The following is a 23,898-nucleotide window of genomic DNA, read 5'->3' on the forward strand; positions in this document are numbered from 1 at the left end:
CCGACGGCGATGCTGGTGGAGTTACAGGCCTCGTTCATCACGGCCACAGCAAACCTGCTTGAGCGGTTGGTGTGGTCCGGCCAATAAGCGCGCCGGCACCGTCGCGGCAGGTGGCACGTGGTGAGACAGCCCACTGCGCAGAGGGCGATCACCGGCTTCTTCGCAGGTCACAGATAGCGGGTGGGCAGGTTAGTATTAGGGAAGTTGGCATGTCAGGCGGGTTTTGTCATATCGTTTTACGACTTGTCGAGACCGGTTGTCGGGCTCCGTTCAGCGCTGCACGGACGAATCCCCTGACCGGATCACCTCCGCTTGACGGACAGCCTATCGACAAGACCGGAGGGGTCTAGCCCGCATCTCATGGGTGCGGCCTCATCGGGAGCCGCTAATGGCTGCTAATAGAGCCGCGCAGAAAGTCTGGTGAAGGGGCAGGTGGGAATGGCGCCCAACCGCGTCGGGCTGTATAACCCCGCATTCGAACATGATTCGTGTGGGGTCGCCATGGTCGTGGACATGCACGGCCGGCGTAGCCGCGACATTGTGGACAAGGCGATCACCGCCCTGCTCAACCTGGAACATCGCGGTGCGCAGGGCGCCGAGCCGCGCAGCGGCGACGGCGCAGGCATCCTGATCCAGGTCCCGGACGCTTTCCTTCGGGAGGTCGTCGACTTCGAGCTGCCCGAACCGGGCAGCTACGCCACCGGTATCGCGTTCCTGCCGCAGTCGTCCAAGGACGCCGCGGCGGCCTGCGCCGCGGTGGAGAAGATCGCCGAAGCCGAGGGCCTGCACGTGCTGGGCTGGCGCAATGTCCCCACTGACGACTCCTCACTGGGCGCGTTGTCCCGCGACGCGATGCCTACCTTCCGGCAGGTGTTCATCGAGGGTGCCTCGGGCATGGCCCTGGAGCGGCGCTGCTACGTCGTCCGCAAGCGCGCCGAGCACGAACTTGGCACCAAGGGACCGGGCCAGGACGGTCCGGGCCGCGAAACCGTGTACTTCCCGAGCCTGTCCGGTCAGACCTTGGTCTACAAGGGCATGCTGACCACCCCGCAGCTGAAGGCGTTCTACCTCGATCTGCAGGACGATCGGCTGACCAGCGCGCTGGGCATTGTGCACTCGCGCTTCTCCACCAACACCTTCCCGTCCTGGCCGCTGGCCCATCCGTTCCGGCGCATCGCCCACAACGGGGAGATCAACACCGTCACCGGTAACGAGAACTGGATGCGCGCCCGCGAGGCGTTGATCAAGACCGACGTCTTCGGATCTGAAGACGACGTCGAGAAGCTGTTCCCGATCTGCACGCCGGGCGCCTCCGACACCCAGCGCTTCGACGAGGTGCTCGAGCTGCTGCACCTGGGCGGACGCAGCCTGGCGCATGCGGTGCTGATGATGATCCCCGAAGCCTGGGAGCGCCACGAGTCGATGGACCCCGCGCGCCGGGCGTTCTACCAGTACCACGCCTCGCTGATGGAGCCGTGGGACGGCCCGGCCTCGATGACCTTTACCGACGGCACCATCGTGGGTGCCGTGCTCGACCGCAACGGCCTTCGGCCGTCACGGATTTGGGTCACCGAAGACGGCCTGGTGGTGATGGCGTCGGAGGCCGGCGTGCTGGACTTGGACCCGTCCACCGTGGTCAAGCGGATGCGGCTGCAGCCCGGCCGGATGTTCCTGGTGGACACCACGCAGGGCCGCATCGTCGCCGACGAGGAGATCAAGGCGGAGCTGGCTGCCGAGCACCCCTATCAGGAGTGGCTCGACAAAAACCTGATTCCGATGGAGAAATTGCCCGCGGGCAAGTACTTGCGCATGCCACACGACCGGCTTGTGATGCGGCAGTTGGCTTTTGGCTACACCTATGAGGAACTCAACCTGCTGGTGGCGCCGATGGTGCGCACCGGCGCCGAGCCTATCGGGTCGATGGGCACCGACACCCCGGTCGCGGTGCTCTCGCAGCGCCCCCGGATGCTCTACGACTACTTCCATCAGTTGTTCGCCCAGGTGACCAACCCGCCACTGGACGCCATTCGCGAGGAGGTGGTGACCAGCCTGCAGGGCACCACCGGCGGGGAGCGCGACCTGCTCACCCCCAACGAGAACTCCTGCCACCAGATCATGTTGTCGCAGCCCATTCTGCGCAACTACGAGTTGGCCAAGCTGATCAACCTCAACCCCGACGACGAAGTCAACGGGCGCCCGCATGGCATGCGGTCCAAGGTGATTCGGTGCCTGTACCCGGTGGCCGAGGGGGGTGCCGGTCTGGCCGCAGCGTTGGAGGATGTGCGCGCGCAGGCGTCGGCAGCGATCGCCGACGGTGCCCGCCTGATCATCTTGTCCGACCGCGATTCCAATGAGCAGATGGCGCCGATACCGTCGCTGCTCGCCGTCGCGGGGGTGCACCACCACCTGGTGCGCGACCGCACCCGTACACACGTGGGCCTGGTGGTCGAATCCGGTGACGCCCGCGAGGTGCACCACATGGCGCTGCTGATCGGTTGCGGCGCGGCCGCCGTCAACCCTTACCTGGCGTTCGAGTCGATCGAGGACATGCTCGACCGCGGGGTGATCGACAGCATCGACCGCAAGACGGCGCTGAACCATTACATCAAGGCCGCCGGCAAGGGCGTGCTCAAAGTGATGTCCAAGATGGGCATTTCGACGCTGGCGTCCTACACCGGCGCGCAGCTGTTCCAGGCGGTCGGCATCTCCCAGGAACTGCTCGACGAATACTTCACCGGTCTGGTCTGTCCGACCGGCGGCATCACCCTCGACGACATCGCAGCCGACGTCGCGGCCCGGCACCGGCTGGCCTACCTGGACCGCCCCGACGAGCGTGCGCACCGCGAACTCGAGGTCGGTGGGGAATACCAGTGGCGCCGTGAGGGCGAATACCACTTGTTCAACCCGGAGACGGTTTTCAAGCTGCAGCACTCGACCCGCACCGGTCAGTACAAGATCTTCAAGGAGTACACCCGGCTGGTCGACGACCAGAGCGAGCGGATGGCGTCGCTGCGCGGTCTGCTGAAATTCCGTGCGGGAGTGCGTCCCCCGATTCCGCTGGAGGAGGTCGAGCCGGCCAGCGAAATCGTCAAGCGCTTCTCGACGGGCGCGATGAGCTACGGCTCTATCTCGGCCGAGGCGCACGAGACTCTGGCCATCGCGATGAACCGGCTGGGTGGCCGCTCGAACAGCGGCGAAGGCGGCGAAGACGTCAAGCGATTCGAGCAGGATCCCAACGGCGACTGGCGCCGCAGCGCGATCAAGCAGGTCGCCTCGGCCCGGTTCGGCGTCACGTCGCACTATCTGACCAACTGCACCGACATCCAGATCAAGATGGCTCAGGGGGCGAAACCCGGTGAGGGCGGCCAGCTTCCGGGGCACAAGGTGTACCCGTGGGTCGCCAAGGTCCGGCACTCCACGCCCGGCGTGGGGCTGATCTCACCACCGCCGCACCACGACATCTATTCCATCGAGGATCTGGCGCAGCTGATCCATGACCTGAAGAACGCCAACCCGTCGGCGCGGGTGCACGTGAAGCTGGTGTCGGAGAACGGGGTTGGTACGGTCGCGGCCGGCGTTTCCAAGGCACACGCCGACGTGGTGCTGATTTCGGGGCATGACGGCGGGACCGGCGCAACCCCGCTGACGTCCATGAAGCACGCCGGTGCCCCGTGGGAGTTGGGGCTGGCCGAGACGCAACAGACCCTGCTGCTCAACGGGTTACGCGACAGGATCGTGGTGCAGGTGGACGGGCAGCTGAAGACGGGTCGGGACGTGATGATCGCGACTCTGCTCGGCGCCGAGGAATTCGGTTTCGCGACCGCGCCTTTGGTGGTGGCCGGTTGCATCATGATGCGGGTATGCCATCTGGATACCTGCCCGGTCGGCGTGGCCACGCAGAACCCTGTGCTGCGAGAGCGGTTCACCGGCAAGCCGGAGTTCGTCGAGAACTTCTTCATGTTCATCGCCGAGGAGGTCCGGGAGTATCTGGCGCAGTTGGGCTTCCGCACTCTGAACGAGGCCGTCGGGCAAGCCGGAGCGCTTGACACCACGCTGGCGCGCGCGCACTGGAAGGCGCACCGGCTGGATCTGACGCCCGTGCTGCACGAGCCGGAGTCGGCGTTCATGAACCAGGACCTGTACTGCAGCTCGCGGCAGGACCACGGCCTGGACAAGGCGCTCGACCAGCAGTTGATCGTGATGAGCAGGGAGGCGCTGGATTCCGGGAAACCGGTGCGGTTCTCGACCACCATCGGCAACGTCAACCGTACGGTCGGCACCATGCTCGGTCATGAGGTGACGAAAGCTTATGGCGGCCAAGGATTGCCGGACGGGACCATCGACATCACGTTCGACGGTTCGGCGGGCAACAGCTTCGGGGCCTTTGTGCCCAAGGGGATTACCTTGCGAATTTACGGCGACGCCAACGACTACGTTGGCAAGGGCCTGTCCGGTGGGCGGATTGTGGTGCGCCCGTCGGACAATGCGCCGCAGGACTACGTGGCCGAGGACAACATCATCGGCGGCAACGTGATTCTGTTCGGCGCCACCAGTGGTGAGGTATTCCTGCGCGGCGTGGTGGGCGAGCGGTTCGCCGTCCGTAACTCCGGTGCGCACGCCGTGGTCGAGGGCGTCGGCGATCACGGCTGCGAATACATGACCGGCGGCAAGGTCGTCATCCTCGGCCGCACCGGCCGCAACTTCGCGGCCGGAATGTCCGGCGGCGTGGCCTATGTGTACGACCCCGACGGGCAACTGCCTTCCCACCTCAACGCCGAGATGGTCGAACTCGAGACTCTCGACGAGGATGACGTGGACTACCTGTACGGCATCATCCAGGCCCATGTCGATGCCACCGATTCCGCTGTGGGCCAGCGGATCCTCGCCGACTGGCGCCGCCAGCAGCGACGTTTCGTCAAGGTGATGCCGCGGGACTACAAGCGGGTGCTGCAGGCGATCGCCGAAGCCGAACGCGATGGCGTCGATGTCGACAAGGCGATCATGGCGGCCTCGCATGGCTGATCCGAGCGGCTTCCTGAAATACACGCATCGGGAATTGCCGAAGCGCCGCCCTGTCCCGCTGCGGCTGCGGGACTGGAACGAGGTCTACGAGGAATTCGATCTCGAGAAGTTGCGTTATCAGGCGACCCGATGCATGGATTGCGGTATTCCGTTCTGCCACAACGGATGTCCCCTGGGGAACTTGATCCCGGAATGGAACGACCTGGTGCGCAGGAACCAGTTTCGCGACGCGATCGAACGGTTGCATGCCACCAACAATTTCCCCGACTTCACCGGCCGGCTGTGCCCGGCGCCGTGCGAACCGGCGTGTGTGCTCGGTATCAACCAGGATCCGGTGACTATCAAGCAGATCGAGCTCGAGATCATCGACAAGGCATTCGAGGAAGGCTGGGTAAAGCCGCTGCCGCCGACGAAGCTGACCGGAAAGACGGTGGCCGTGGTCGGTTCGGGCCCGGCGGGGTTGGCCGCCGCTCAGCAACTCACCCGTGCCGGCCACAGCGTCACCGTCTTCGAACGGGCCGACCGCATCGGTGGGCTGCTGCGCTACGGCATTCCGGAATTCAAGATGGAAAAGCGCGTCTTGGACCGGCGGCTGGAGCAGATGCGGGCGGAGGGAACCGAATTCCGGCCCGGCGTCAACGTCGGGGTCGACATCACCGCCGAGCAGCTGCGCACCGATTTCGACGCGGTAGTGCTGGCCGGCGGCGCCACCGACTGGCGGGAGTTGCCCATTCCGGGTCGGGACCTGGACGGAATCCATCAGGCGATGGAGTACCTGCCGTGGGGTAACCACCAAGCTTTAGGCGAGTTGGACGAGGCCGACCGCGACGAGGACGGCCAGCCGCCGATCACGGCCAAAGGCAAGAAGGTCGTGATCATCGGCGGTGGTGACACCGGCGCCGACTGCCTGGGTACCGTGCATCGGCAAGGCGCGGTTGCCGTGCACCAGTTCGAGATCATGCCGCGCCCGCCGGACTCCCGCGCTTCGTCGACCCCGTGGCCGACCTATCCGCTGATGTATCGCATTTCCGCGGCGCATGAGGAAGGCGGCGAACGGCTGTTCTCGGTGAACACCGAGGAGTTCATCGGCAAGGACGGGCACGTGACCGCACTCAAGGTGCACGAGGTGACCATGCAGGATGGCAAGTTCGTGAAGGTCGAGGGCACCGACTTCGAGATCGAGGCCGACTTGGTTTTGCTGGCGATGGGCTTCGTCGGTCCGGAGAAGGCAGGCCTGCTGACCGACCTCGACGTGAAGCTGACCGAGCGCGGAAACGTGGCGCGGGACGCCGATTTCGAGTCCACGGTGCCCGGTGTTTTCGTTGCCGGAGACATGGGTCGCGGCCAGTCACTGATCGTTTGGGCGATAGCTGAGGGCAGGGCCGCCGCGGCGGCTGTGGACCGGCATCTGATGGGGTCGAGCGCGCTGCCGTCGCCCATCAAGCCGACGGCAGCACCGCTACAATAGCCACATCAGTCACACCAGAAACAGGTTGATATTGCTCGGCGCGTCGTCGACAGTTTGCCAGGAGTTGGGTGTCTAATAACCCGGTGTGGGCTGCGTCACATGAAGTCGCATGCGAGCCCTCGGTTGAGTTAACCGATCGCAGGAGTGATAACTGTGCATGTCAAACCGGTACCCCAGTCGCGAGCGGGGCGAATCGCCTGGTCATGGTTTCGTCACCCGGTCAAGAGTCGAGAGTTTCCCGCCAAACGCGAGCGCCTGGTCACAGCTGAGGAGCTGCTGGTATTCGGCGTGTGAGCGCTTAGCGCAGGTCACCTGCGGCGCGCAAGGAGTTTGCTCGACCGCGAGCGTGCGCATATGTGCGGTGCTCGACCGCGAGCGTGCGCAAATGTACGGAATATGGCACGAATTCTGTACATTCACGCACCCTCGCGAGCCAAAGAGCCGAGGACTAGGCGGCCACCCCGTCCCACAGACCGGAATCCCGAATCGCCTCCGCCAGCGGCTCCAGAACGGCGGGGTCGTGCGGCGGATTGATGTAGACGATCCCCAGCTGCAGCCCTTCGGCAGCCAGGCCGGCCGCATCCTCGACGACCTGCTGATAGTTGCGGCTCGGATCCAGCCGAAGGTGCGCCGACAAGGTGATCTCTGTCGGGTCGCGGCCGATGTCTGCGCAGTGCGCGGCCAGCACGTCGCGTTTGCGGGCGAACAAATCCGGCGGGCCGCCGACAAAATTCCAATGCTGGGCGTAGCGCGCGGTGATCCGTAACGTGCGCTTCTCGCCGCTGCCGCCGATGCAGATCGGCGGGTGCGGACGCTGCGGACCCTTCGGCTCGTTGCGCGCGTCCTTGAGCTGGTAGTACTTGCCGTCGAAGTTGGTGGTCTCCTGGCTCAGCAGGCTGGTGAGCACCTCACACGCTTCCTCGAATCGGTCGAAACGTTCCTTCATGCTGCCCAGCTCGATGCCGTAGGCGCCGGACTCTTCCTCGTTCCAGCCGGCGCCGATCCCGAGCTCGAGCCGCCCGTTGGAGATGATGTCGAGAGCGGCGGCCATGTTGGCGAGCACCGCGGGATGCCGATAGTGGATCCCGGTGACCAGCGTGCCCAACCGCAGCCGCGTGGTGGCCTGCGCCAGCGCGGTCAGCGTCGTCCAGCCCTCCAGGCAGGGGCCGCTGCTGTTGCCGAAGATCGGATAGAAGTGGTCGAAGGTCCATCCCGACTCGTAGACGTCGATGTCATCGGCGGCCTGCCAGACGGCCAGCATGTCGGCCCAGGTGGTTTCTTGCGGTGAGGTTTTGAACGCGAATCGCATGACCCCGACGCTAGTCGCGCTTTCTGAAGCGCCACTATTCCTGATGGTGGCGACCCGTCCCCCAGCTTCGCGGGGGTGCCCCCATCGCCCGGCTCCGCCGCGCTCGCGATCGCCACTATTCCTGATGGTGGCGACCCGTCCCCCAGCTTCGCGGGGGTGCCCCCAGCGCCCGGCTCCGCCGCGCTCGCGATCGCCACTATTCCTGATCGTGGCGACCCGCTTCGCCCGGCTCCGCCGCGACCGCGATCGCCACTAGGCTGGGCGGAAGGATGACACTCGGTATCGATACCAAGATCACGCTGTTGGCGGCCGGACTGATTTTTCTGCTGGCACTCGCCCTCGGCGTGTGGAAGTACCGCCAGATCATGGTCAGCCCTGATCACCGGGCGCATGTCTACGTCGACATCGCGCACCGGGCGGCGCTGCTGTATGCGTTCGCGACGGGGCTGATCGCGGTCTTCGTTGCGCTCAGCGCCTGGCCGACGTGGGTGAACCTGACCGCGGCGATGGTCCTGGTGTTCTTCTTCGTGGCCGCCATCCTGGCCTACATCCTGCACGGCGCGCGGCGCGATACCGAGAACCAGTTTGAACATCCGACGCGCGGAGCCCGGGTGTCGATGGTGTTTCTCATCGTCGGTGAAATCGGCGGCTTCGCAGTGATATTGGCCGGATTCATCGCAGGGCAGCTATGGACCCGGTAACCGCGCTGCGGCAGATCGCCTATTACAAGGACCGCAGCCGTCAAGATCCCCGGCGGGTGATGGCATACCGCAACGCCGCCGACATCGTCGAGCAACTCGACGACGCGACGCGTGAGCGGCACGGACACGCCAACAGCTGGCAGACGATTCCGGGAATCGGGCCCAAAACCGCGAAGGTCATCGCACAGGCCTGGTCCGGACGGGAACCGGACCAGCTGGTCGAATTGCGTTCTGCAGCAGAAGATCTCGGTGGGGGAGAGGTACGGGCCGCGCTGCGCGGTGATCTGCACCTGCACTCGAACTGGTCGGATGGGTCGGCGCCGATCGACGAGATGATGGCCACCGCCGCGGCACTCGGCCACGAGTACTGCGCGCTGACCGACCACTCGCCACGTTTGACGATCGCCAACGGACTGTCACCCGAGCGGTTGCGCAAACAGCTCGACGTAATCGACGGGCTGCGCGAAAAGTTCGCGCCGCTGCGCATTCTCACCGGGATCGAGGTCGACATCCTCGACGACGGCAGCCTGGACCAGGAGCCCGAATTGCTCGAGCGCCTCGACATCGTGGTGGCCAGCGTGCACTCGAAGCTGTCGATGGATTCCGCCGCGATGACCCGTCGGATGATCACCGCGGTCCGCAACCCCCATGCCGACGTGCTTGGTCATTGCACGGGCCGGCTGGTCGCGGGTAACCGTGGCATTAGGCCAGAGTCGAAGTTCGACGCCGAGGCGGTATTCACCGCCTGCCGTGATCACGGCACCGCGGTCGAGATCAACTCGCGCCCGGAGCGCCGCGACCCGCCGAGCCGGCTGCTGAACCTCGCGCGCGACATCGGTTGCGTGTTCAGCATCGACACCGACGCGCACGCGCCCGGCCAGCTGGATTTTCTCGGCTACGGCGCACAGCGGGCGCTGGACGCCGGTGTTCCCGTCGACCGCATCGTCAATACCTGGCCGGCCGAGAAGCTACTCGAGTGGGCGGCGGCTTGATTTAGGCCCCCCTAAACGGGTTGCGCGACAGCGATTCCCGCTAAAGCAGCCGCTTGCGCCATGCGAACGTCGTAGGTGACCAGCGCCCGCAAGTCGGGCGCTGTTTGCGCCGCCGCCAGATGGATCGCATCAAGCGTCCGGAGCTGTGCTGGCGGGAGAACCGCTGCGACCTCGAGCAGTCGGATGGTTAACGCAATCACGTCAATTCGTGTCAGCAGTCGTCGTGCATGCGCGATCGCTGAAGGCGGCCCGTGTCGTGACGCCGCGCGGATCAACTCCGTGCGCGTCAACGCGGAGGTGAAGTGTGTGTCCGCTGCATGAGTTTGGAGGTAACTCTGAAGCGCTGCGGTCTCAGCCTCCTCAGTGACAAGTTTCGCCAGCGCCGAGGTGTCAAGGTACAGCTGCATCAGCGCTCGTCTTCGCGGAGACGTTCGAGCTCCGCGGACAATCCGGAACCGAATTTGCCCGGTGGCTCGGATAGGAGATTTTCGTTTGACGAGGCGGCGATGACCTCACCGGCCGCCACCAGATCAGCCCATGCGTCGCCGCCGGCGGGAACAATTCGCGCCACCAGTCGACCGCGCTGGGTCACCTCCACGATTTCGCCTGACGCAACCAGCGCGAGGTAGCGGCTGGCATTCTGCCGGAGCTCGCGGACCCCGATGCGCTGCATGTAGCACATGGTAGCACCTAGCCTCGACGTAAGGCTCAGTCCGGGAGGTGAGGCATCTCCAGCCCCGGGTCGCGGCCCACCAGCACCCCACGGGTGAGCGCGGACTTGCCGAAGCGCCGACGGACCTGGTCGACGGCCGCATCCACCGCCGGAGGCTCCCCGTCGAAGGGCAGCATCAACTGTTGCGCGCCGGTGCGGTCGATGCCGGATACCGCGAACCCGACCAGGGTCAGCCCGCGATCGGCCATCGCCGGCGCGGCCCCCGCGACCAGTTGCCGCGCCACGGCCAGCACCGCCTGGGTCGACGAAGTGGCCCACGGCAAGGTGCGCGACCGTGTCGCCCGGCTGAAATCGTCGAAACGCAGCCGCAGGGTCACGGTTCGTCCGGTGCGGCCGGCGGCGCGCATCCGTCCGGTGATGCGGTCGATCAGGGTGACAACGACCGCGTCCAGCTCGGCAGGTGACATGCTGTTGCCGGCCCGTCCCACCGCTCGCTGGGCCCCCACCGACCGTCGCCGCACGCCGGTGGACACCCGGCGGCGGTCGATGTTGCGGGACAGCGCATACAGTTGGCGCCCCATCGCACCACCGACCAGCGAAGCCAGCGTCGACTCGGACAGTTCGGCGACCTGGGCGACCGTGGTGATGCCATGCGCATGCAGCTTGGCGGCCGTCACCGCGCCAACACCCCACAACCGGCGGACCGGCAGCGGGTGCAGAAAGGCCAGCTCCCGGTCTGGCGGCACCAACAGCAACCCGTCTGGCTTCGCCTCCTGGCTGGCGACTTTCGCCAAGAACTTTGTCCGGGCGATGCCCACGGTGATCGGCAAACCCACCCGGTCGCGGACGTCGGCGCGCAGTCGTCTCGCGATCTCTACCGGGGTCCCGGATACCCGACGCAGGCCGCTGACGTCGAGGAAAGCCTCGTCAACCGACAGTGCCTCCACTATCGGCGTGGTGTCGCGGAACACCTCGAACACGGCGTCGCTGGCCTGCGAGTAGGCGTTCATGCGCGGTGGTACCACGACGGCGTGGGGACAGAGCCTTCGTGCCTGCGCGCCGCCCATCGCGGTGCGCACGCCGTAGGCCTTGGCTTCGTAGCTGGCCGCCAGCACCACGCCGCCGCCGACGATCACCGGGCGCCCCCGCAAACCCGGGTCGTCGCGTTGTTCGACGGACGCGTAGAACGAATCTAGGTCCGCGTGCAGGATGGACGCGTCGCACCGCACGAACATATGTTCGCATGCGAAAGCGACAAACGGCCGAAGTCGACCTCAGTGCTCCTCGCCGTAGATGCTGCTGACCCACACATGCACCAACGTGTCCAGCACATGCGCTTCCGGCACGGAGGGCTGCTCGCCGGCGAAGGACGCGAACAACGTCCGCTCGTTCATCAGGTTGAGCGCGGTGGCCAGTTCCAGGGCGGGCAACGTGGCCGGAGCGGCACCGCGGTTGCGCTCGGCCTCGATCCCGGCGGCGGAGAACGCGATCCACTTCTGCATGAACGTCGACCAGAGTCCCCGCAGCTCAGCGCTGGTGTCCCGAGCAGCCATGCTGGCCCGGGTCACCGCCTTGTGCGATCCGAACGTCTGAAAGAACACGTTGATGCCAGTGCGCCACATGTCGTCGCGTTCCGCCTCGCCGTTCTCGGCCAGGGCTTGCAACGCGGAGTCGGCCTCGTTGACCACGCGGTCCAGCAGGGTCAGCAGCACCGCTTCCTTGGACGGGAAGTAAAAGTAGAACGTCGGTCGCGAGATGCCGGCACCTTTCGCCAGGTCATCGACGGAAATGTCGGTCAGTGATCGGTCCTCGAGGAGCCGTTCGGCGGTGGTGAGGATGGCCAGTTCCCGATCGTCCCCGGACGGGCGTGCGCTGCGCCGGCCCCGAGAGGTCTGGCCGGCTCTGGCCGCCGTACTACTGGTCACGAGCGGCAGCTTACCCTGTGTTGAAAATTTCGACACCCTGTTGACGCATTCGACAGACCGTTGATAGCGTGCGATTCATGACTGAGCACCTTGACGTCGTCATCGTGGGCGCCGGCATCTCCGGCGTGAGCGCGGCCTGGCACCTGCAGGACCGCTGCCCGACAAAGAGCTACGCCATCCTGGAAAAGCGGGAGGCCATGGGGGGCACCTGGGACCTGTTCCGTTACCCGGGCATCCGCTCCGACTCCGACATGTACACCCTGGGCTTCCGCTTCCGCCCGTGGACCGAGCGCCAGGCCATTGCCGACGGCAAGCCGATCCTCGAGTACGTCAAGAGCACCGCGGAGATGTACGGCATCGACAAGCACATCCGCCTCAACCAGAAGGTCATCAGCGCAGACTGGTCCAACACGGAGAACCGCTGGACTCTGCACATCGAGAGCAACGGCAGCAAGACCACCCTCTCCTGTTCGTTCCTGTTCTTGTGCAGCGGCTACTACAACTACGATCAGGGCTACGCCCCGAAGTTCGCCGGCGAGGAGGATTTCCCCGGCCCGATCATCCATCCGCAGCTGTGGCCGGAAGACCTCGACTACGCCGACAAGAACATCGTCGTGATCGGCAGCGGTGCCACGGCCGTGACTTTGGTTCCCGCACTGGCGAATTCGGGCGCCAAGCGCGTCACGATGCTGCAGCGCTCACCGACCTACATCATTTCGCAGCCAGAGCGGGACAAGATCGCCGAACGGCTCAACCGCTTGCTGCCGGACAAGGTGGCCTACACGGCGACCCGCTGGAAGAACGTGGTGCTGCAGGTGGCGCTCTATCAGGCCTGCCGAAGGTGGCCGCAGCGGATGCGAAACGTGTTCTTGCGCTTCGCCCAGCGCCAACTGCCCGAGGGCTACGAGGTCGAGAAGCACTTCGGTCCGCACTACAACCCGTGGGACCAGCGGCTGTGCCTGGTGCCCAACGGCGATTTGTTCCGCGCCATCCGGCACGACCAGGTCGACGTGGTCACCGACACCATCGAGCGGTTCACCGCAACCGGCATCAGGCTCAACTCGGGCCGCGAACTCCCAGCCGACATCATCATCACCGCAACCGGATTGAACTTGCAGCTCTTCGGTGGGGCGGCGGTGACCGTCGACGGGCAACCGGTGGACCTCACCAAGACGATGGCATACAAGGGCATGATGCTCTCCGATCTGCCCAACATGGCTTACACCGTCGGGTACACCAATGCGTCCTGGACGCTCAAAGCCGACCTGGTGTCCGAGTTCGTCTGCCGTCTGCTGAACTATATGGACGACAACGGTTTTGACACCGTCGAGGTTGAGCACCCGGGTTCCGACGTCGACGAGCGGCCGTTCATGGAATTCACTCCCGGCTATGTGCTGCGCTCACTCGACGAGCTGCCCAAGCAGGGTTCGCGGACCCCGTGGCGGCTGAATCAGAACTACCTGCGCGACATCTGGCTGATCCGGCGCGGCAAGGTCGACGGTGAGGGCCTGCGATTCGCCAAGAAGCGGGCCAGGATAGCGGCCTGACAACCCCACGCCCGTCACAGGCGTTCGCCATCGACCGCGCTCGCCGAGCGTGCAATCACGGCGGAAAAACCGTCGGATTCTTCGCCCTCAGAACACGTTCGGCGGCGATAAAGGTCAACGCTCAGTGACGACGACGATGCCGTCGTCGTCGCTGTAGGCGACATCACCGGGCACGAATGTCACTCCACCCAAACTGATTTCGACGTCGCGCTCGCCGGCGCCGGTCTTGGTGCTCTTGCGGGGGTTGGTGCCCAGCGCCTTGATGCCGATGTCGATGCCGCGCAACGCGGCAGCGTCCCGAACCGCGCCGTGAACTATCAGGCCGGACCAGCCATTGGAGCGGGCCAACTCGGCGATGACGTCGCCGACCAGTGCGGTGTGCAGGGAGCCGGCTCCGTCGATCACCAGCACCCGGCCCGTACCAGGCTGCGAAAGTACCGATTTCAGCAACGCATTGTCCTGGAAGCAACGCACGGTGCTGATCGCACCGGCGAATTCGGTACGACCGCCGAACTGCCGGAACTGTAGGTCACAGCTGCGCACCTCGGGCCCGACGTCGTCGACGAGGTCGGCGGTAGGCCGGAAGGACACGATCACCGGGTCAGCGGCGTCGCAGCTGCCGGATGAGCAAGATGGCCAGCAGGCTCAATGCCAGCGCAACCACCAGCGGAAGCGGCGAGCTGCCCGACGACGGCACGGCGGGTTCACTGCTGACCGGCTTGGCGTCCTCTACGGTTGACTTTGCTTGCGCCGCAGCATCTTTCGCAGCAGCAGCCAGGTCTCCGTTGGTTTCGATGCGCTGCTGCAGGTCGAGCGGCGGCTCGGGAGGCTTGGGTGGGTCGGCGGGCTTCGGTGGTGCCGGTGCAGGGCTCTCGGCCTTTTCGGGCGCTTTCTTAGCCGGCACCTTTTTCGCGGGCGCTTTCTTGGCCGGCGCCTTTTTGGCGGGCGCTTTCTTGGCGGGCGGGCTGGCCGCCTTCTTCGCGTGTTTCGCGGGCGGCTTCTTGGCCGGAGGTGTCGATTCGCCTTCAGGTTCCGAGTTGGGTTGATCCTGCGGGTCTGCCATGCGGCCGCTCCTTTACAGCTCTCTCACATCTTTGTATTTCGCACCTGATTCACCGGGTCCCATCATGCCAGGGGGTGTCCGGACCTTTCGGTGCCCAGTGCTGGTCAGCGCCTGCGACGCACCTCCCATAGCGCCGCCGCGCCGACGGCTGCCACGGTTATCGCCACAAACGGCCACACCGGTACGTTGTCGCCGTTGTCGGGCGGAGCGGCTGCGGGCCCAGGGGTCCCGGACCCCGACACCGTCAGCCGAAACCCCCACGACCCGGACACCGGGTGCCCATCCGCCGAGGTCACCCGGTAATTCACCGTGTAACTGCCGGCCGGTCCGAGGGGCCGCACGTTGACGCTGACGACGGCACCCTGCACATTGGGATCTCCCGACGACCACAAGTTGGCGTCGGGCCCGACGACCGTCATCGCGGCGAAGTCGGGTTGCAATTGTTCGTTGAAGGTTGCGCTCACGCGGTCGGGGCCGGTGGTGAGAACCGCGCCGTCCGCCGGTTCGCTGGACACGCGTGTGGCGTGGGCGGATGCGACCTGTGCGGTCAGAAGCGCACCCAAGATCATGGCGGCCAGGAGCAGACCGAGCCGCGCGAGAACTCCGACGCGGCTCATGCTGGCCTGCGCAGCAGTACGAGGCAGATACCCAGTCCGGCAACCACCAGGGCCGCGCCTGCAAGCAACCGCGCGGTGTTGTCCGGCGTTGACTTCGGTCCGGCGGCGTTGGGGTGGTGGTCTAGGGGTGCAGCGGGACCCGCTGGACCCGCTGTCAGCGCCAGCATGGGTGCCGGATGCTCCGGCTCGGCACCGCCGGACGCGGGCGGCTGGTCCCATTTCACGGTCGACCCGTCAGCGTAGGTCTGGGTGACCGGGAAGCTGACGGTGTCGGTGTTGGGCAGTCGCATCGATATCCGGAACAACCCGAACTGATCCGGTCCGATCCCGCCGTCGGGCAAGGCTGTCCAGGTGACCGACCGGACGGTGCCTGCCGCGGCGTCGCGGTCCAGCTTGGCCGTCCACCCGGGAATGGACTCGGTACGCGCGGCTGCGACATGCGGGAGAAGCACGGTGAGCGCGGTGGTGGCGGCGCCCGTGGTGGACTCGTTCGGCACCTGGAAGGTCACGATTGCCATGCCACCCTGCACGGTGTTGTCGCCGCTGGCATGGACATGCGCCCAGGCCGCCGGAGTACCCGCACCAACCCAGAGCGCGGTTAGGACGGTCACACCGCTTGCAATGCCCGCGATGCGCGAAATCCACTTGTTGCCAAGGGACATGTCAGCCCAGCCCGAGCCGCGCCATCAGGTCGGCTTCGATCCCGTCGAGTTGCGATGAGATCGCCGAGTGGGCTGCGCGGCGCCGTGCGGCCGGCATGTGCTCGGCGGCGGTGATCGCCGCCGAGAGATCGGCCAGCCGTTCGCTGACCGCCGCCGCGAACTGCTTGGTTTCGGCGTCGTTGGGCTTTTTCTCCTGCACCATCCGCAACGACTGCTCCGAACCGGCAATGCGGGCGGACAGGCGCGCGCCATGCCCGGAGAACTGGCCGACCTGGGCCAAGGGGATGCCGAGCTGATTCGCTCGCCGCTGGTCGATCAGCGCGCGGGCAGCGATGGCGGCGCGGTAGATCAACGGGGTGAGCACCGGCGCGAGCAGCCGCGACACCGTCAGCACCCGGCGGATCCGCGTCGGTGAGAGCAGCTTTCCCTCGCGGGCCGTCTTGAGTTGGGCCTCGGCGACTTTCAGCGCTGCCTTGTCGCTTTCCTGCAGGGCCCTGATTCGCGCGCGGAGAGCCTTGTCGTCGGCCCGCCGGGCCGCCTTGATGCGACGCCTCTCGTTCCTGGCGGCCAGCTTCGCCTCGAGCTTGGCGCGGGCCTTGATCGCGCGTGCTTCGGCGCGTCGCGTCGCACGGCTCTTTCGCTTGCGGAACAGGCCCATTCCCGGACGCCTCCCGGTATCTCGTGGACTATCGCGGTGCGGGTACGCGATCGTTGTGCCAACCCTAAACGGAGCAGGCTGGGGGCGGTCCGTCAGGTCAGGATCGACCCGGTGAGGAGGCTGAAGAGGCGCTCAGGCGCTCAGACTCTCCGCGCGGCGCAGTTCTTCCACGCGCTCGGCAAGGTCTTCCTGGGCCTTGGGAGAGAGCTCGGCGGCCTTCATCGCGATGCGGCGCACGTTCTCGTCGCGCATCGTGGCCAACCACGCCAATTCCTTGTCGAGCTTTTCGTAGTACTCGTCATCGGTGAAGTAGGCGGGTTTGATCCGGAAGAAGTTGGCGAGGGCCGTCATCGTCGCTGCCGAAGGATTGGTGCGGTTGCCCGAACGTAGCTGCGAGAGGTACGGAGCCGACATCGTGACGCCCTCCGCCTTGAGCGCCGCGATGACCTCTGCGGAGGTGTGCGGCCCGCGTCCGGGGGGATAAACGGTGTCGAATAGGCGGTTCAGGCGGGCAGCGAACGTCGTGCTCATCGATATGACCTCCACCGGGGCTGAAGAGGAAACGGCTATCAACATGTATTTGCTGACTATGGTAGCGACTGTTGCGTCCACAAACCAAGTGCAAACCCAGCCGGATTTGGCTCCGGCATCGGCAGCGGTGTGCGACACCGCCCCTGCAGAGCATCCAACCAACCTGGTCCGATGTCCATAATCCGAACAGAATTCACAGGTTATCCGAAGAATTCGGCTCGACAGCTCCTGCAGCTTTTCAGCTTTGCCGGCGTGCGAGAAGGGTCAGAACGGGGTGTAGCGAGGCGATGCGCGCGTCGCTCGGCAACCGACGGACGATGACGACGCAACGAGTAACTCATTTGCTGTCCCGCCACCCGCGGGCCATGGATGACAACCAGCGCGCGGGCGACGGCCAGCGCACACATTTGAGATACCTCTGAAAACTATGTGGACGCGGGCGAGCAGCCAACGGGGAGGTGAGGCAGCTGCCGGCGCCGCAACGCCAGGCTAGCGGGGGGATCTTCCGAGGCTCCAAGCCGTTTTCGCGCACCGCCGCCGAGTTTGCGCCGCTACCAGGGCCGGGGTTACCGGCACGACGGTTTGGTGGCCTCGGCCGGCACCGTCGGCAGAGGCGGGTCGCCCTTGGGAAGCAAAGCTATGCAGCTAGCAGCATCGCGAGAATCGCGGTATCGGGATGGCTGATCGGATCGACTCCGACGCGGCTGACCATAGACGTGATGGTGCCGTCGGCTTCCGCCTCTACCCAAGCCGCCCGGTGCTCCAATCCCAGATACGGCAGTCCCGGCAGCAGGACGCAGCCCGATGCTGCGCCTGTGCATTCCGGCAACGACGGAGTGGTCTCCGACGGTGGGTGCAGCATCAGCAGAGCGGGAGGCTGATGGTCAGCGAAATATCCCGGCGGAATCGCCGATTCACCGAAGACGGTGCCTTCGGCCAGGACCAGACCAACGGTGTCCGGCTGCGGCTCGTCGGGCAACTCCTCGCGGGCGCCGAACACCGTTGTGGTGGACAGTAAGCCGGGTAGCGATGCGACCCGAACTGCGACCATCAGCAGCTGGGCCCATTCTTTGGTCGAATCGGGCCAACGTCCGGAGATCACAAACCCTTTCAGGGCACCACGAGAATGAAAGGGAGCAACCCCTATGGGCCGGCTTGATCCTGCATCCATCTCGCCCTCCGCGACGCCTTCATTCGAAGTAACCACGCCGGTAGCTCGAATAAACCCCAGCTCAGTAATCTCGAATAATTAAGCATGCGCGGGGTTTTGGCGCCCCGCAAGCCGACACGGCCACTGCGTGCCCGCGCTCACAAACGACAAATTTTGACCGGCGAAAACGGTGCGGGCGCCGCGCGATCCGCGCGACGCCCGCACCGACCGGAAAGGCTCAGCCGAATATCAATCCCTGGGTTTTCGAAGTGGCGGCCGCGTACCGCGATTGCACGTCCGCCCAGTTGACGACATTCCAGAATGCTTTGACGTAATCCGCCTTGACATTCTTGTACTGCAGGTAGAAGGCGTGTTCCCACATGTCGACCTGCAGCAGGGGAATGATGCCGAGCGGGACATTGGCCTGCTGGTCATAAAGCTGGAAAGTCAACAGCTTGTCGCCAAGGGTGTCGTAGCCCAATACAGCCCAACCCGAACCCTGCAATCCGTTGGCAGCGGCACTGAATTGCGCGCGGAATTTGTCGAACGACCCGAATTGGTCGTCGATGGCGGCGGCCAGGTCGCCGGTCGGTTTGTCGCCACCGTCCGGCGACAGGTTCTTCCACCAGATGGAGTGGTTGACGTGACCACCGAGATGGAAGGCCAAATTCTTTTCGTTCAAGAAGATCGCAGAGTGGTCTTCCTTCGCGCGCGCCTCTTCAAGCTTGGCGACGGCGTCGTTCACGCCCTTGACGTAGGTGGCGTGATGCTTGGTGTGGTGGATCTCGTTGATCTGACCGGAGATGTGTGGTTCCAGTGCTGCGTAGTCCCAGTCCAAGTCGGGCAGGGTGTATTCAGCCACGGCATTCCTTCCTTCGATGATCGTTGGTGATCGCCTGAAGCGTCTTTCGCGCGGGTTCCGCGTGGGGCGGCCTAGCGTAACCAACCCTGCTCCATGACCGCCCGCGCCGCAAGGATGACCGGTAGAGAGCTTCCTGAAACGCCGCGAGCGGGATGAACTCGCTACAGAACGATGACGAGAAGGATGGCGAGCAACGCCAGAGCGATGAGGCCGGCGCGCAACGCGGCGACGCCGTAAGCATGGCTCCACGCGGGCGAGCCCGAATACGGGTTCGACGACGCCGTCGTTCCCCGACCGAACGGATGCATGGCCATCAAACGCCTTTCACCTGGACGTTCACTTCGCAGCAGTGAGGTGAGTCACAACTGACTCCAGTGACCGCGATCATAACGCGTTGTAATGGTGTTGCGAAAACTTGTCCGAAAACAGCGCTCTCAGCAGGGCTTTCGCGCCACGCGTGACGCGTATCGACCAACGCCGACGGCGACAGGGCGCCGGCCATGAGGCAATCGTGTCTGTGGTCGCTAGCGGAACTATCCATTCGCTCGGACACCTGTTTGGTTGTCGATGGGCACACGTAAAACAGCCCCGGTTATCCACATGGCGGGCCGGGCTACCGGGTAGAGGCTGTATCAATGGGTGCGGGTACCCGGATGACCATTGTGCATAAACCTGTGGAAACTGTGGATAGCCGTAGGTTGCTGCGTGGTGCCGACGGCCGTTGGCGCTGCCCGCTTCGCCGTCAGCGTTAGGCTGGTCCGGTGATCCAGGTGTGCTCCCAGTGCGGCACTCGGTGGAACGTCCGGGAGAAGCGTCGCGAGTGGTGTCCCCGTTGCCGCGGGGCGCTGATGGCGCCGCTACCGAACGCGCCGGGGGCCGACCCGCGGTGGAGCACCAGCGCTGGTCAATCCACTGCGGCGGCCCCAGCCGCTACCCGGCCCGGCGCCACTGCCTCCAGGCCCGGGGGTTGGCAGCGCACACCGCCGCGATTGCTGCCCGGCTTCCGTTGGATCGCGGTGCGACCCGGTGCCGCGCCGCCAGCACGGCGCGTGCGACGACCGCTCGGTCCCACACCGCACTATGCCGTGATCCCGCGCTGGGGCCTGGCGGACCGCCCACAAGTCGGGGAGCAGGCCGCGGCGCCGGCCGACGGACCTGCCGCGCAGGGGCCCTCCGCGGCAACCGTGCGCACCACGCTGTTCCTGGGCGTGTTGGTGCTGGGCATCGTCGCGCTGCTGTACGTCGTGCGGTACGTGGTGCTGATCGTCAACCGCAGCGTGTTGCTGAATTCGCTGGTGGCGCTGGCCGTGGACTGGCTTGGCATCGTGGCCAGTGTGGCAGCGATAGCAACGGCGATCCTGTGCGCCGTGACGCTGATCCGATGGCTGATCGCGCGCCGCGCTGCCGCATTCAAACACCACGGTCTGCCGGACCAGCGTTCGGCCCGGGCGCTGTGGGCCGGATGTCTGATCCCGCTGGTCAATCTGTTCTGGGCGCCGGTGTACGTGATAGAACTGGCCACCGTCGAGGACCACTACCACCGGCTGCAGAGACCGATCGTCCAGTGGTGGATCGTGTGGGTTATCAGCAACGTGGTCTCGATCTTCGCCATCTTCACCAGCCTGGCCACCGACGCGCAGGGCATCGCGAACAACACCGCGTGGATGGTGTTCGCGTACCTGTTCGCGGCCGCCGCCGTGGCCGCTGTCGCCCGGGTCTTCGAAGGGTTCGAACTGAAGCCGATCGAACGACCGGCGCATCGCTGGGTCGTGGTGGGTTCAGACGGTCCCGCCCGATCCGCCGACAGATCTGCCGCCCCGGTTGAGATGGACGGGCAGGAACCGGCAGCATAGGCGTATGACGTGGGCCGACGAGGTGCTCACCGGGCATCCTTTCGTGGTCGCCCACCGCGGAGCTTCGGCGAGCCTGCCCGAACACACGTTGGCGGCCTACGACCTTGCCCTCAAACAGGGCGCCGACGGTGTCGAATGCGATGTTCGGCTGACCCGCGACGGCCACCTGGTTTGCGTGCATGACCGACGGCTCGACCGTACGTCGACCGGCGACGGGGTGGTCAGTACCAAGACGCTAGCCGAGATGCGCGAACTCGAATACGGCGAATGGCACGGCAGCTGGCGCCCGGACGGCACGCACGGCGACACCAGCCTGCTGACGCTCGACGCCCTGGTAGCGCTGGTGCTGGACTGGCGCCGGCCCGTGAAGATCTTCATTGAGACCAAGCATCCGGTCCGGTACGGCTCCCTGGTGGAGACCAAGCTGCTGGCACTGCTGCATCGGTTCGGCATCGCCGCGCCCGCCTCTGCGGACAGGTCCCGGGCAGTGGTGATGTCGTTTTCCGCCGCCGCGGTCTGGCGGATTCGGCGAGCCGCACCGCTGTTGCCGACCGTTCTGCTCGGCAAGACGGGTCGCTACCTGGCCAGCAGTGCGGCCACCGCCGTCGGCGCCACCGCCGTCGGCCCCTGGCTGCCGGCGCTTCGGGAGTACCCCCAGTTGGTGGATCGTGCGCTTGCCCAGGGCCGGTCGGTCTATTGCTGGAACGTCGACGAGTACGACGACATCGACTTCTGCCGGGAAATCGGTGTGGCGTGGATTGCCACCAACTATCCCGGGCGCACCAAAGCCTGGCTGGAGGACGGGCGTCCAGCCGACGGCCGCGCAGCGGGGTCGCCACCGTCGGCTTAGTGGTGATCGCAAGCGCGGCGTGGCCGGGCGCGGCGGGTCGCCACCGTCGGACTAGTGGTGATCGCAAGCGCGGCGTAGCCGGGCGCGGCGGGTCGCCACCGTCGGACTAGGCGGACAATCGGCCTCCGGCGACGCGTGGCGCGGCAACCGCGCTGGGCGCCGAGCCGACCTCGCGTGCGAGGAAGTTTTCCAGGTCGAACAGGTTGGCTCCGGCGCGGTCGGCGACCCGCAGCAGCGTGCTCATCAACGCCACCTCTTCGATCTGCTCCTGCAGGAACCACTGCATGAACTGCTCGCCAAGGTAGTCGCCCTCGTCGCGGGCCACCGCCGCGAGGCGGCTGACCTGCTCGGTGACAGCGCGCTCCTGGTCGAGAGCCAGCGCCAGAGCGTCGCGGGCCCGGTCGAATTGGTTGCGCACCGCGTCGGCTCCCGGAATCTCCACGCGGACGCCGCGGTCGATCAGATGCTGCACTAGCATCATCGCGTGATTGCGTTCCTCGACCGCCTGGCTGTAAAAATGTTTCGCCAATTGCGGTAGATCGGAACTATCGAAATAAACGGCGATCGCCACATATTGCTGCGCGGCCGTGAATTCGTTGTGAATCTGTTCTTGCAGTAACGCAAAGAATTTTGATCGTGGACCGTCGTAATCGCTCATGAAAGCGAGATTACTGCAGGTGAAGTGCCGTCGCAACGAAGGTATTACTTACTCAGGAAAGCATTTCCTAAGTCACCCTGCTAAATATGGGCAGTCTTGCCTAAGTAAACCGAGGCTATGCTGAATTCAGATAATTCCCGGCCGCAAAGCGAATACGCCTCACTGGTGTACGTCCGACAAGCTGCTGGGCAGCCGTGTATCGGTCGCCAGGGCGGCGAACAGCTTGCGGGCCGCGTCGTGGTCCCACACCACCACCGAGCCGACATCGCTCTCGGTGAACTCCCCGATGGGAATGGTCACCGCGGCGGTGGTGCCGTGCATGGCCCAACCGAGCCGGGCCAGATCCCACACGTGGTCGCCCCGGTCGACGGTCAGGGCACCCGCAACGGCATGGGGCACCGAGTACCAGCGCCTTGGATCCAGCCACACCGCGGGGCTTGCAGCGCGGTCCAACAGCGCCGACATGAACTGCCGCTGGTTGACCATCCGGTCCAGGTCCGCCCGGGCGGTGGCTCGACTCCGGACGTAACCCAACGCGTTGCGGCCGCTCAGTGTCTGGCACCCGGCGGGCAAGTTGATACCGGCCAGCGGATCGTTGATCGGTTCGGTCGGGCATACGGTCACCCCACCGAGCGCGTCGACCAGGGCGGGGAACCCGCCGAATCCGATTTCGGCGTAGTGCTCGATGCGCAGCCCAGTTGCCTGCTCCACCGTCTGGGTCAGCAGGGTTGCGCCCCCCATGGCGAATGCGGCGTTGATTTTGTCTTTCCCGTGACCGGGGATCGGCACGTAGGAATCGCGGGGTATGGACACCATCGTCGGCGGGGTGCCGGAACCCAGGCCGGGAACGTGCACCAACAGCATCGTGTCGGTACGGCTGTTGCCGACGTCGCCGCCGGTGGCCAGTTCGTTCTGCTGCTCAGCGGTAAGACCCTGCCTGCTGTCTGAACCGACGATCAGCCAGTTCGTGCCGCGGCCGGCCGCGGGCCGATCGGTGTAGTCGGCCAGTACCGGCTCGCGGTGCAGCGACGTCTCGAGCCACGCTGCGACAGCGATGATGCCCAGAACTGCAATCAGCGGCGTGATCAGCAGCGTCAGCGCCAACATGCGGGCCCAGCGCCGGCGGTTGCGCTTGCGCCGCTGGGATGAGACCGGTCGCGCCGACAGACCCCGTCGCGCAACAGGCGGAGAGGGCGCCGACGGTGTGCGGTGTAGCGGCTGTGTGTGCTCGGAACGCGGTGGCGGAGAGCCGGTGTGACGGCGAATGATCGGCGACGGCTCGGCTTCCCTGCGCGGCGGCGGGCGATGCGGCCGCGGCAAATGCGGTGATCGGTCACCGGTCACCCGGATAACCTAC

Annotated in this window: 23 protein-coding genes; 7 read left to right on the plus strand and 16 right to left on the minus strand. The window is 65.6% G+C overall.

Going from position 1 to position 23,898, the window contains the following annotated elements:
• The first annotated feature begins 438 nt into the window (after window positions 1-438).
• Both gltB and A5791_RS05690 read left to right on the plus strand, forming a co-directional pair.
• The gene (gltB, locus tag A5791_RS05685; RefSeq protein WP_067232517.1) at window positions 439-5,022 is read left to right on the plus strand and encodes a glutamate synthase large subunit; all 4,584 of its coding nucleotides are present in this window, start codon (window positions 439-441) and stop codon (window positions 5,020-5,022) included.
• Entirely contained in the window at window positions 5,015-6,490 is a 1,476-nt protein-coding gene (locus A5791_RS05690) for a glutamate synthase subunit beta (protein WP_067232520.1), read from the plus strand. Before gltB ends, A5791_RS05690 begins: the two co-directional genes overlap by 8 nt.
• A 448-nt stretch (window positions 6,491-6,938) precedes the next feature.
• Here the strand turns inward: A5791_RS05690 and A5791_RS05695 are convergent, their stop codons facing one another.
• Window positions 6,939-7,799: an LLM class F420-dependent oxidoreductase gene (locus tag A5791_RS05695; protein ID WP_067232524.1), complete on the minus strand. Its 861-nt coding sequence runs from the start codon at window positions 7,797-7,799 to the stop codon at window positions 6,939-6,941.
• Window positions 7,800-8,068: 269 nt separating this feature from the next.
• Here A5791_RS05695 and A5791_RS05700 point away from each other — a divergent pair, with 269 nt between their 5' ends.
• Complete coding sequence (locus A5791_RS05700; protein ID WP_067232527.1) at window positions 8,069-8,500, plus strand: hypothetical protein; 432 nt, start codon at window positions 8,069-8,071, stop codon at window positions 8,498-8,500.
• Window positions 8,488-9,492, plus strand: a complete 1,005-nt coding sequence (locus A5791_RS05705; protein ID WP_067232529.1) for a PHP domain-containing protein — start codon at window positions 8,488-8,490, stop codon at window positions 9,490-9,492. The genes A5791_RS05700 and A5791_RS05705 overlap by 13 nt, the downstream gene beginning before the upstream one ends.
• An 11-nt stretch (window positions 9,493-9,503) precedes the next feature.
• Here A5791_RS05705 and A5791_RS05710 read toward each other — a convergent pair whose 3' ends face one another.
• Genes A5791_RS05710 through A5791_RS05725 form a run of 4 tightly spaced genes read right to left on the minus strand, consistent with a single transcriptional unit; the run spans window position 9,504 to window position 12,090 of the window.
• A complete protein-coding gene (locus A5791_RS05710) occupies window positions 9,504-9,899 on the minus strand; it encodes a type II toxin-antitoxin system VapC family toxin (RefSeq protein WP_067232531.1) in 396 nt (131 codons plus the stop codon).
• A complete protein-coding gene (locus A5791_RS05715; protein ID WP_156661022.1) occupies window positions 9,899-10,165 on the minus strand; it encodes a type II toxin-antitoxin system Phd/YefM family antitoxin in 267 nt (88 codons plus the stop codon). Before A5791_RS05715 ends, A5791_RS05710 begins: the two co-directional genes overlap by 1 nt.
• Before the next feature lie 35 nt (window positions 10,166-10,200).
• The gene (gene dinB, locus A5791_RS05720) at window positions 10,201-11,400 is read right to left on the minus strand and encodes a DNA polymerase IV (RefSeq protein WP_067232537.1); all 1,200 of its coding nucleotides are present in this window, start codon (window positions 11,398-11,400) and stop codon (window positions 10,201-10,203) included.
• Between the two features lie 39 nt (window positions 11,401-11,439).
• Window positions 11,440-12,090: a TetR/AcrR family transcriptional regulator gene (locus A5791_RS05725; RefSeq protein WP_067232808.1), complete on the minus strand. Its 651-nt coding sequence runs from the start codon at window positions 12,088-12,090 to the stop codon at window positions 11,440-11,442.
• A gap of 77 nt (window positions 12,091-12,167) precedes the next feature.
• On the opposite strand from A5791_RS05725, the gene A5791_RS05730 reads away from it, so the two are divergent.
• Entirely contained in the window at window positions 12,168-13,637 is a 1,470-nt protein-coding gene (locus tag A5791_RS05730) for an NAD(P)/FAD-dependent oxidoreductase (protein WP_067232539.1), read from the plus strand.
• A 114-nt stretch (window positions 13,638-13,751) separates the two neighbouring features.
• On the opposite strand, the gene rraA is transcribed toward A5791_RS05730, so the two are convergent.
• From rraA to A5791_RS26675, 9 genes are all read right to left on the minus strand, one after another.
• Window positions 13,752-14,234: a ribonuclease E activity regulator RraA gene (gene rraA / locus A5791_RS05735; RefSeq protein ID WP_067232542.1), complete on the minus strand. Its 483-nt coding sequence runs from the start codon at window positions 14,232-14,234 to the stop codon at window positions 13,752-13,754.
• Between the two features lie 4 nt (window positions 14,235-14,238).
• The gene (locus A5791_RS05740; protein ID WP_067232545.1) at window positions 14,239-14,700 is read right to left on the minus strand and encodes a nucleoid-structuring protein H-NS; all 462 of its coding nucleotides are present in this window, start codon (window positions 14,698-14,700) and stop codon (window positions 14,239-14,241) included.
• Window positions 14,701-14,804: 104 nt separating this feature from the next.
• The gene (locus A5791_RS05745) at window positions 14,805-15,317 is read right to left on the minus strand and encodes a copper resistance CopC family protein (protein WP_067232548.1); all 513 of its coding nucleotides are present in this window, start codon (window positions 15,315-15,317) and stop codon (window positions 14,805-14,807) included.
• On the minus strand, window positions 15,314-15,979 hold the full coding sequence (locus A5791_RS05750) for a YcnI family protein (protein ID WP_067232550.1): 666 nt from the start codon (window positions 15,977-15,979) through the stop codon (window positions 15,314-15,316). Before A5791_RS05750 ends, A5791_RS05745 begins: the two co-directional genes overlap by 4 nt.
• Window position 15,980: 1 nt before the next feature.
• Complete coding sequence (locus A5791_RS05755) at window positions 15,981-16,637, minus strand: DUF6474 family protein (protein WP_067232553.1); 657 nt, start codon at window positions 16,635-16,637, stop codon at window positions 15,981-15,983.
• Window positions 16,638-16,769: 132 nt separating this feature from the next.
• Window positions 16,770-17,168 (minus strand): helix-turn-helix transcriptional regulator, encoded by a 399-nt coding sequence (locus tag A5791_RS05760; RefSeq protein ID WP_067232813.1) that lies wholly within the window; start codon window positions 17,166-17,168, stop codon window positions 16,770-16,772.
• 637 nt (window positions 17,169-17,805) lie between these two features.
• A complete protein-coding gene (locus A5791_RS05765) occupies window positions 17,806-18,339 on the minus strand; it encodes a peptidase (protein ID WP_067232556.1) in 534 nt (177 codons plus the stop codon).
• Window positions 18,340-18,556: 217 nt separating this feature from the next.
• Complete coding sequence (locus tag A5791_RS05770) at window positions 18,557-19,180, minus strand: superoxide dismutase (protein WP_067232557.1); 624 nt, start codon at window positions 19,178-19,180, stop codon at window positions 18,557-18,559.
• Between the two features lie 161 nt (window positions 19,181-19,341).
• Window positions 19,342-19,494, minus strand: a complete 153-nt coding sequence (locus tag A5791_RS26675; RefSeq protein ID WP_197504607.1) for a hypothetical protein — start codon at window positions 19,492-19,494, stop codon at window positions 19,342-19,344.
• Window positions 19,495-19,941: 447 nt separating this feature from the next.
• On the opposite strand from A5791_RS26675, the gene A5791_RS05775 reads away from it, so the two are divergent.
• Window positions 19,942-21,033 carry a DUF4328 domain-containing protein gene (locus A5791_RS05775; protein WP_067232560.1) on the plus strand — a complete coding sequence of 364 codons (1,092 nt, stop codon included), beginning with the start codon at window positions 19,942-19,944 and terminating at the stop codon, window positions 21,031-21,033.
• A 4-nt stretch (window positions 21,034-21,037) separates the two neighbouring features.
• Window positions 21,038-21,883: a glycerophosphodiester phosphodiesterase gene (locus tag A5791_RS05780; RefSeq protein WP_067232564.1), complete on the plus strand. Its 846-nt coding sequence runs from the start codon at window positions 21,038-21,040 to the stop codon at window positions 21,881-21,883.
• A gap of 106 nt (window positions 21,884-21,989) precedes the next feature.
• Here A5791_RS05780 and A5791_RS05785 read toward each other — a convergent pair whose 3' ends face one another.
• Window positions 21,990-22,541, minus strand: a complete 552-nt coding sequence (locus A5791_RS05785; RefSeq protein WP_067232567.1) for a ferritin — start codon at window positions 22,539-22,541, stop codon at window positions 21,990-21,992.
• 159 nt (window positions 22,542-22,700) lie between these two features.
• Window positions 22,701-23,885: an LCP family protein gene (locus A5791_RS05790; protein WP_067232570.1), complete on the minus strand. Its 1,185-nt coding sequence runs from the start codon at window positions 23,883-23,885 to the stop codon at window positions 22,701-22,703.
• Between the last annotated feature and the right edge of the window lie 13 nt (window positions 23,886-23,898).

Source organism: Mycobacterium sp. 852002-51163_SCH5372311 (genome assembly GCF_001667115.1).
Lineage (GTDB): Bacteria > Actinomycetota > Actinomycetes > Mycobacteriales > Mycobacteriaceae > Mycobacterium.

Bases quoted from the DNA above. Each gene is read 5' to 3' on its own strand.
- A5791_RS05750 (WP_067232550.1), bottom strand. From the start codon at position 15,979: ATGTCCCTTGGCAACAAGTGGATTTCGCGCATCGCGGGCATTGCAAGC.
- gltB (WP_067232517.1), top strand. From the start codon at position 439: ATGGCGCCCAACCGCGTCGGGCTGTATAACCCCGCATTCGAACATGAT.
- A5791_RS05765 (WP_067232556.1), bottom strand. From the start codon at position 18,339: ATGGATGCAGGATCAAGCCGGCCCATAGGGGTTGCTCCCTTTCATTCT.
- A5791_RS05755 (WP_067232553.1), bottom strand. From the start codon at position 16,637: ATGGGCCTGTTCCGCAAGCGAAAGAGCCGTGCGACGCGACGCGCCGAA.
- A5791_RS05695 (WP_067232524.1), bottom strand. From the start codon at position 7,799: ATGCGATTCGCGTTCAAAACCTCACCGCAAGAAACCACCTGGGCCGAC.
- A5791_RS05760 (WP_067232813.1), bottom strand. From the start codon at position 17,168: ATGAGCACGACGTTCGCTGCCCGCCTGAACCGCCTATTCGACACCGTT.
- A5791_RS05785 (WP_067232567.1), bottom strand. From the start codon at position 22,541: ATGAGCGATTACGACGGTCCACGATCAAAATTCTTTGCGTTACTGCAA.
- A5791_RS05715 (WP_156661022.1), bottom strand. From the start codon at position 10,165: ATGCAGCGCATCGGGGTCCGCGAGCTCCGGCAGAATGCCAGCCGCTAC.
- A5791_RS05780 (WP_067232564.1), top strand. From the start codon at position 21,038: ATGACGTGGGCCGACGAGGTGCTCACCGGGCATCCTTTCGTGGTCGCC.
- A5791_RS05745 (WP_067232548.1), bottom strand. From the start codon at position 15,317: ATGAGCCGCGTCGGAGTTCTCGCGCGGCTCGGTCTGCTCCTGGCCGCC.
- dinB (WP_067232537.1), bottom strand. From the start codon at position 11,400: ATGTTCGTGCGGTGCGACGCGTCCATCCTGCACGCGGACCTAGATTCG.
- A5791_RS05700 (WP_067232527.1), top strand. From the start codon at position 8,069: ATGACACTCGGTATCGATACCAAGATCACGCTGTTGGCGGCCGGACTG.
- A5791_RS05690 (WP_067232520.1), top strand. From the start codon at position 5,015: ATGGCTGATCCGAGCGGCTTCCTGAAATACACGCATCGGGAATTGCCG.
- A5791_RS05740 (WP_067232545.1), bottom strand. From the start codon at position 14,700: ATGGCAGACCCGCAGGATCAACCCAACTCGGAACCTGAAGGCGAATCG.
- A5791_RS26675 (WP_197504607.1), bottom strand. From the start codon at position 19,494: ATGGCCATGCATCCGTTCGGTCGGGGAACGACGGCGTCGTCGAACCCG.
- A5791_RS05705 (WP_067232529.1), top strand. From the start codon at position 8,488: ATGGACCCGGTAACCGCGCTGCGGCAGATCGCCTATTACAAGGACCGC.
- A5791_RS05710 (WP_067232531.1), bottom strand. From the start codon at position 9,899: ATGCAGCTGTACCTTGACACCTCGGCGCTGGCGAAACTTGTCACTGAG.
- A5791_RS05730 (WP_067232539.1), top strand. From the start codon at position 12,168: ATGACTGAGCACCTTGACGTCGTCATCGTGGGCGCCGGCATCTCCGGC.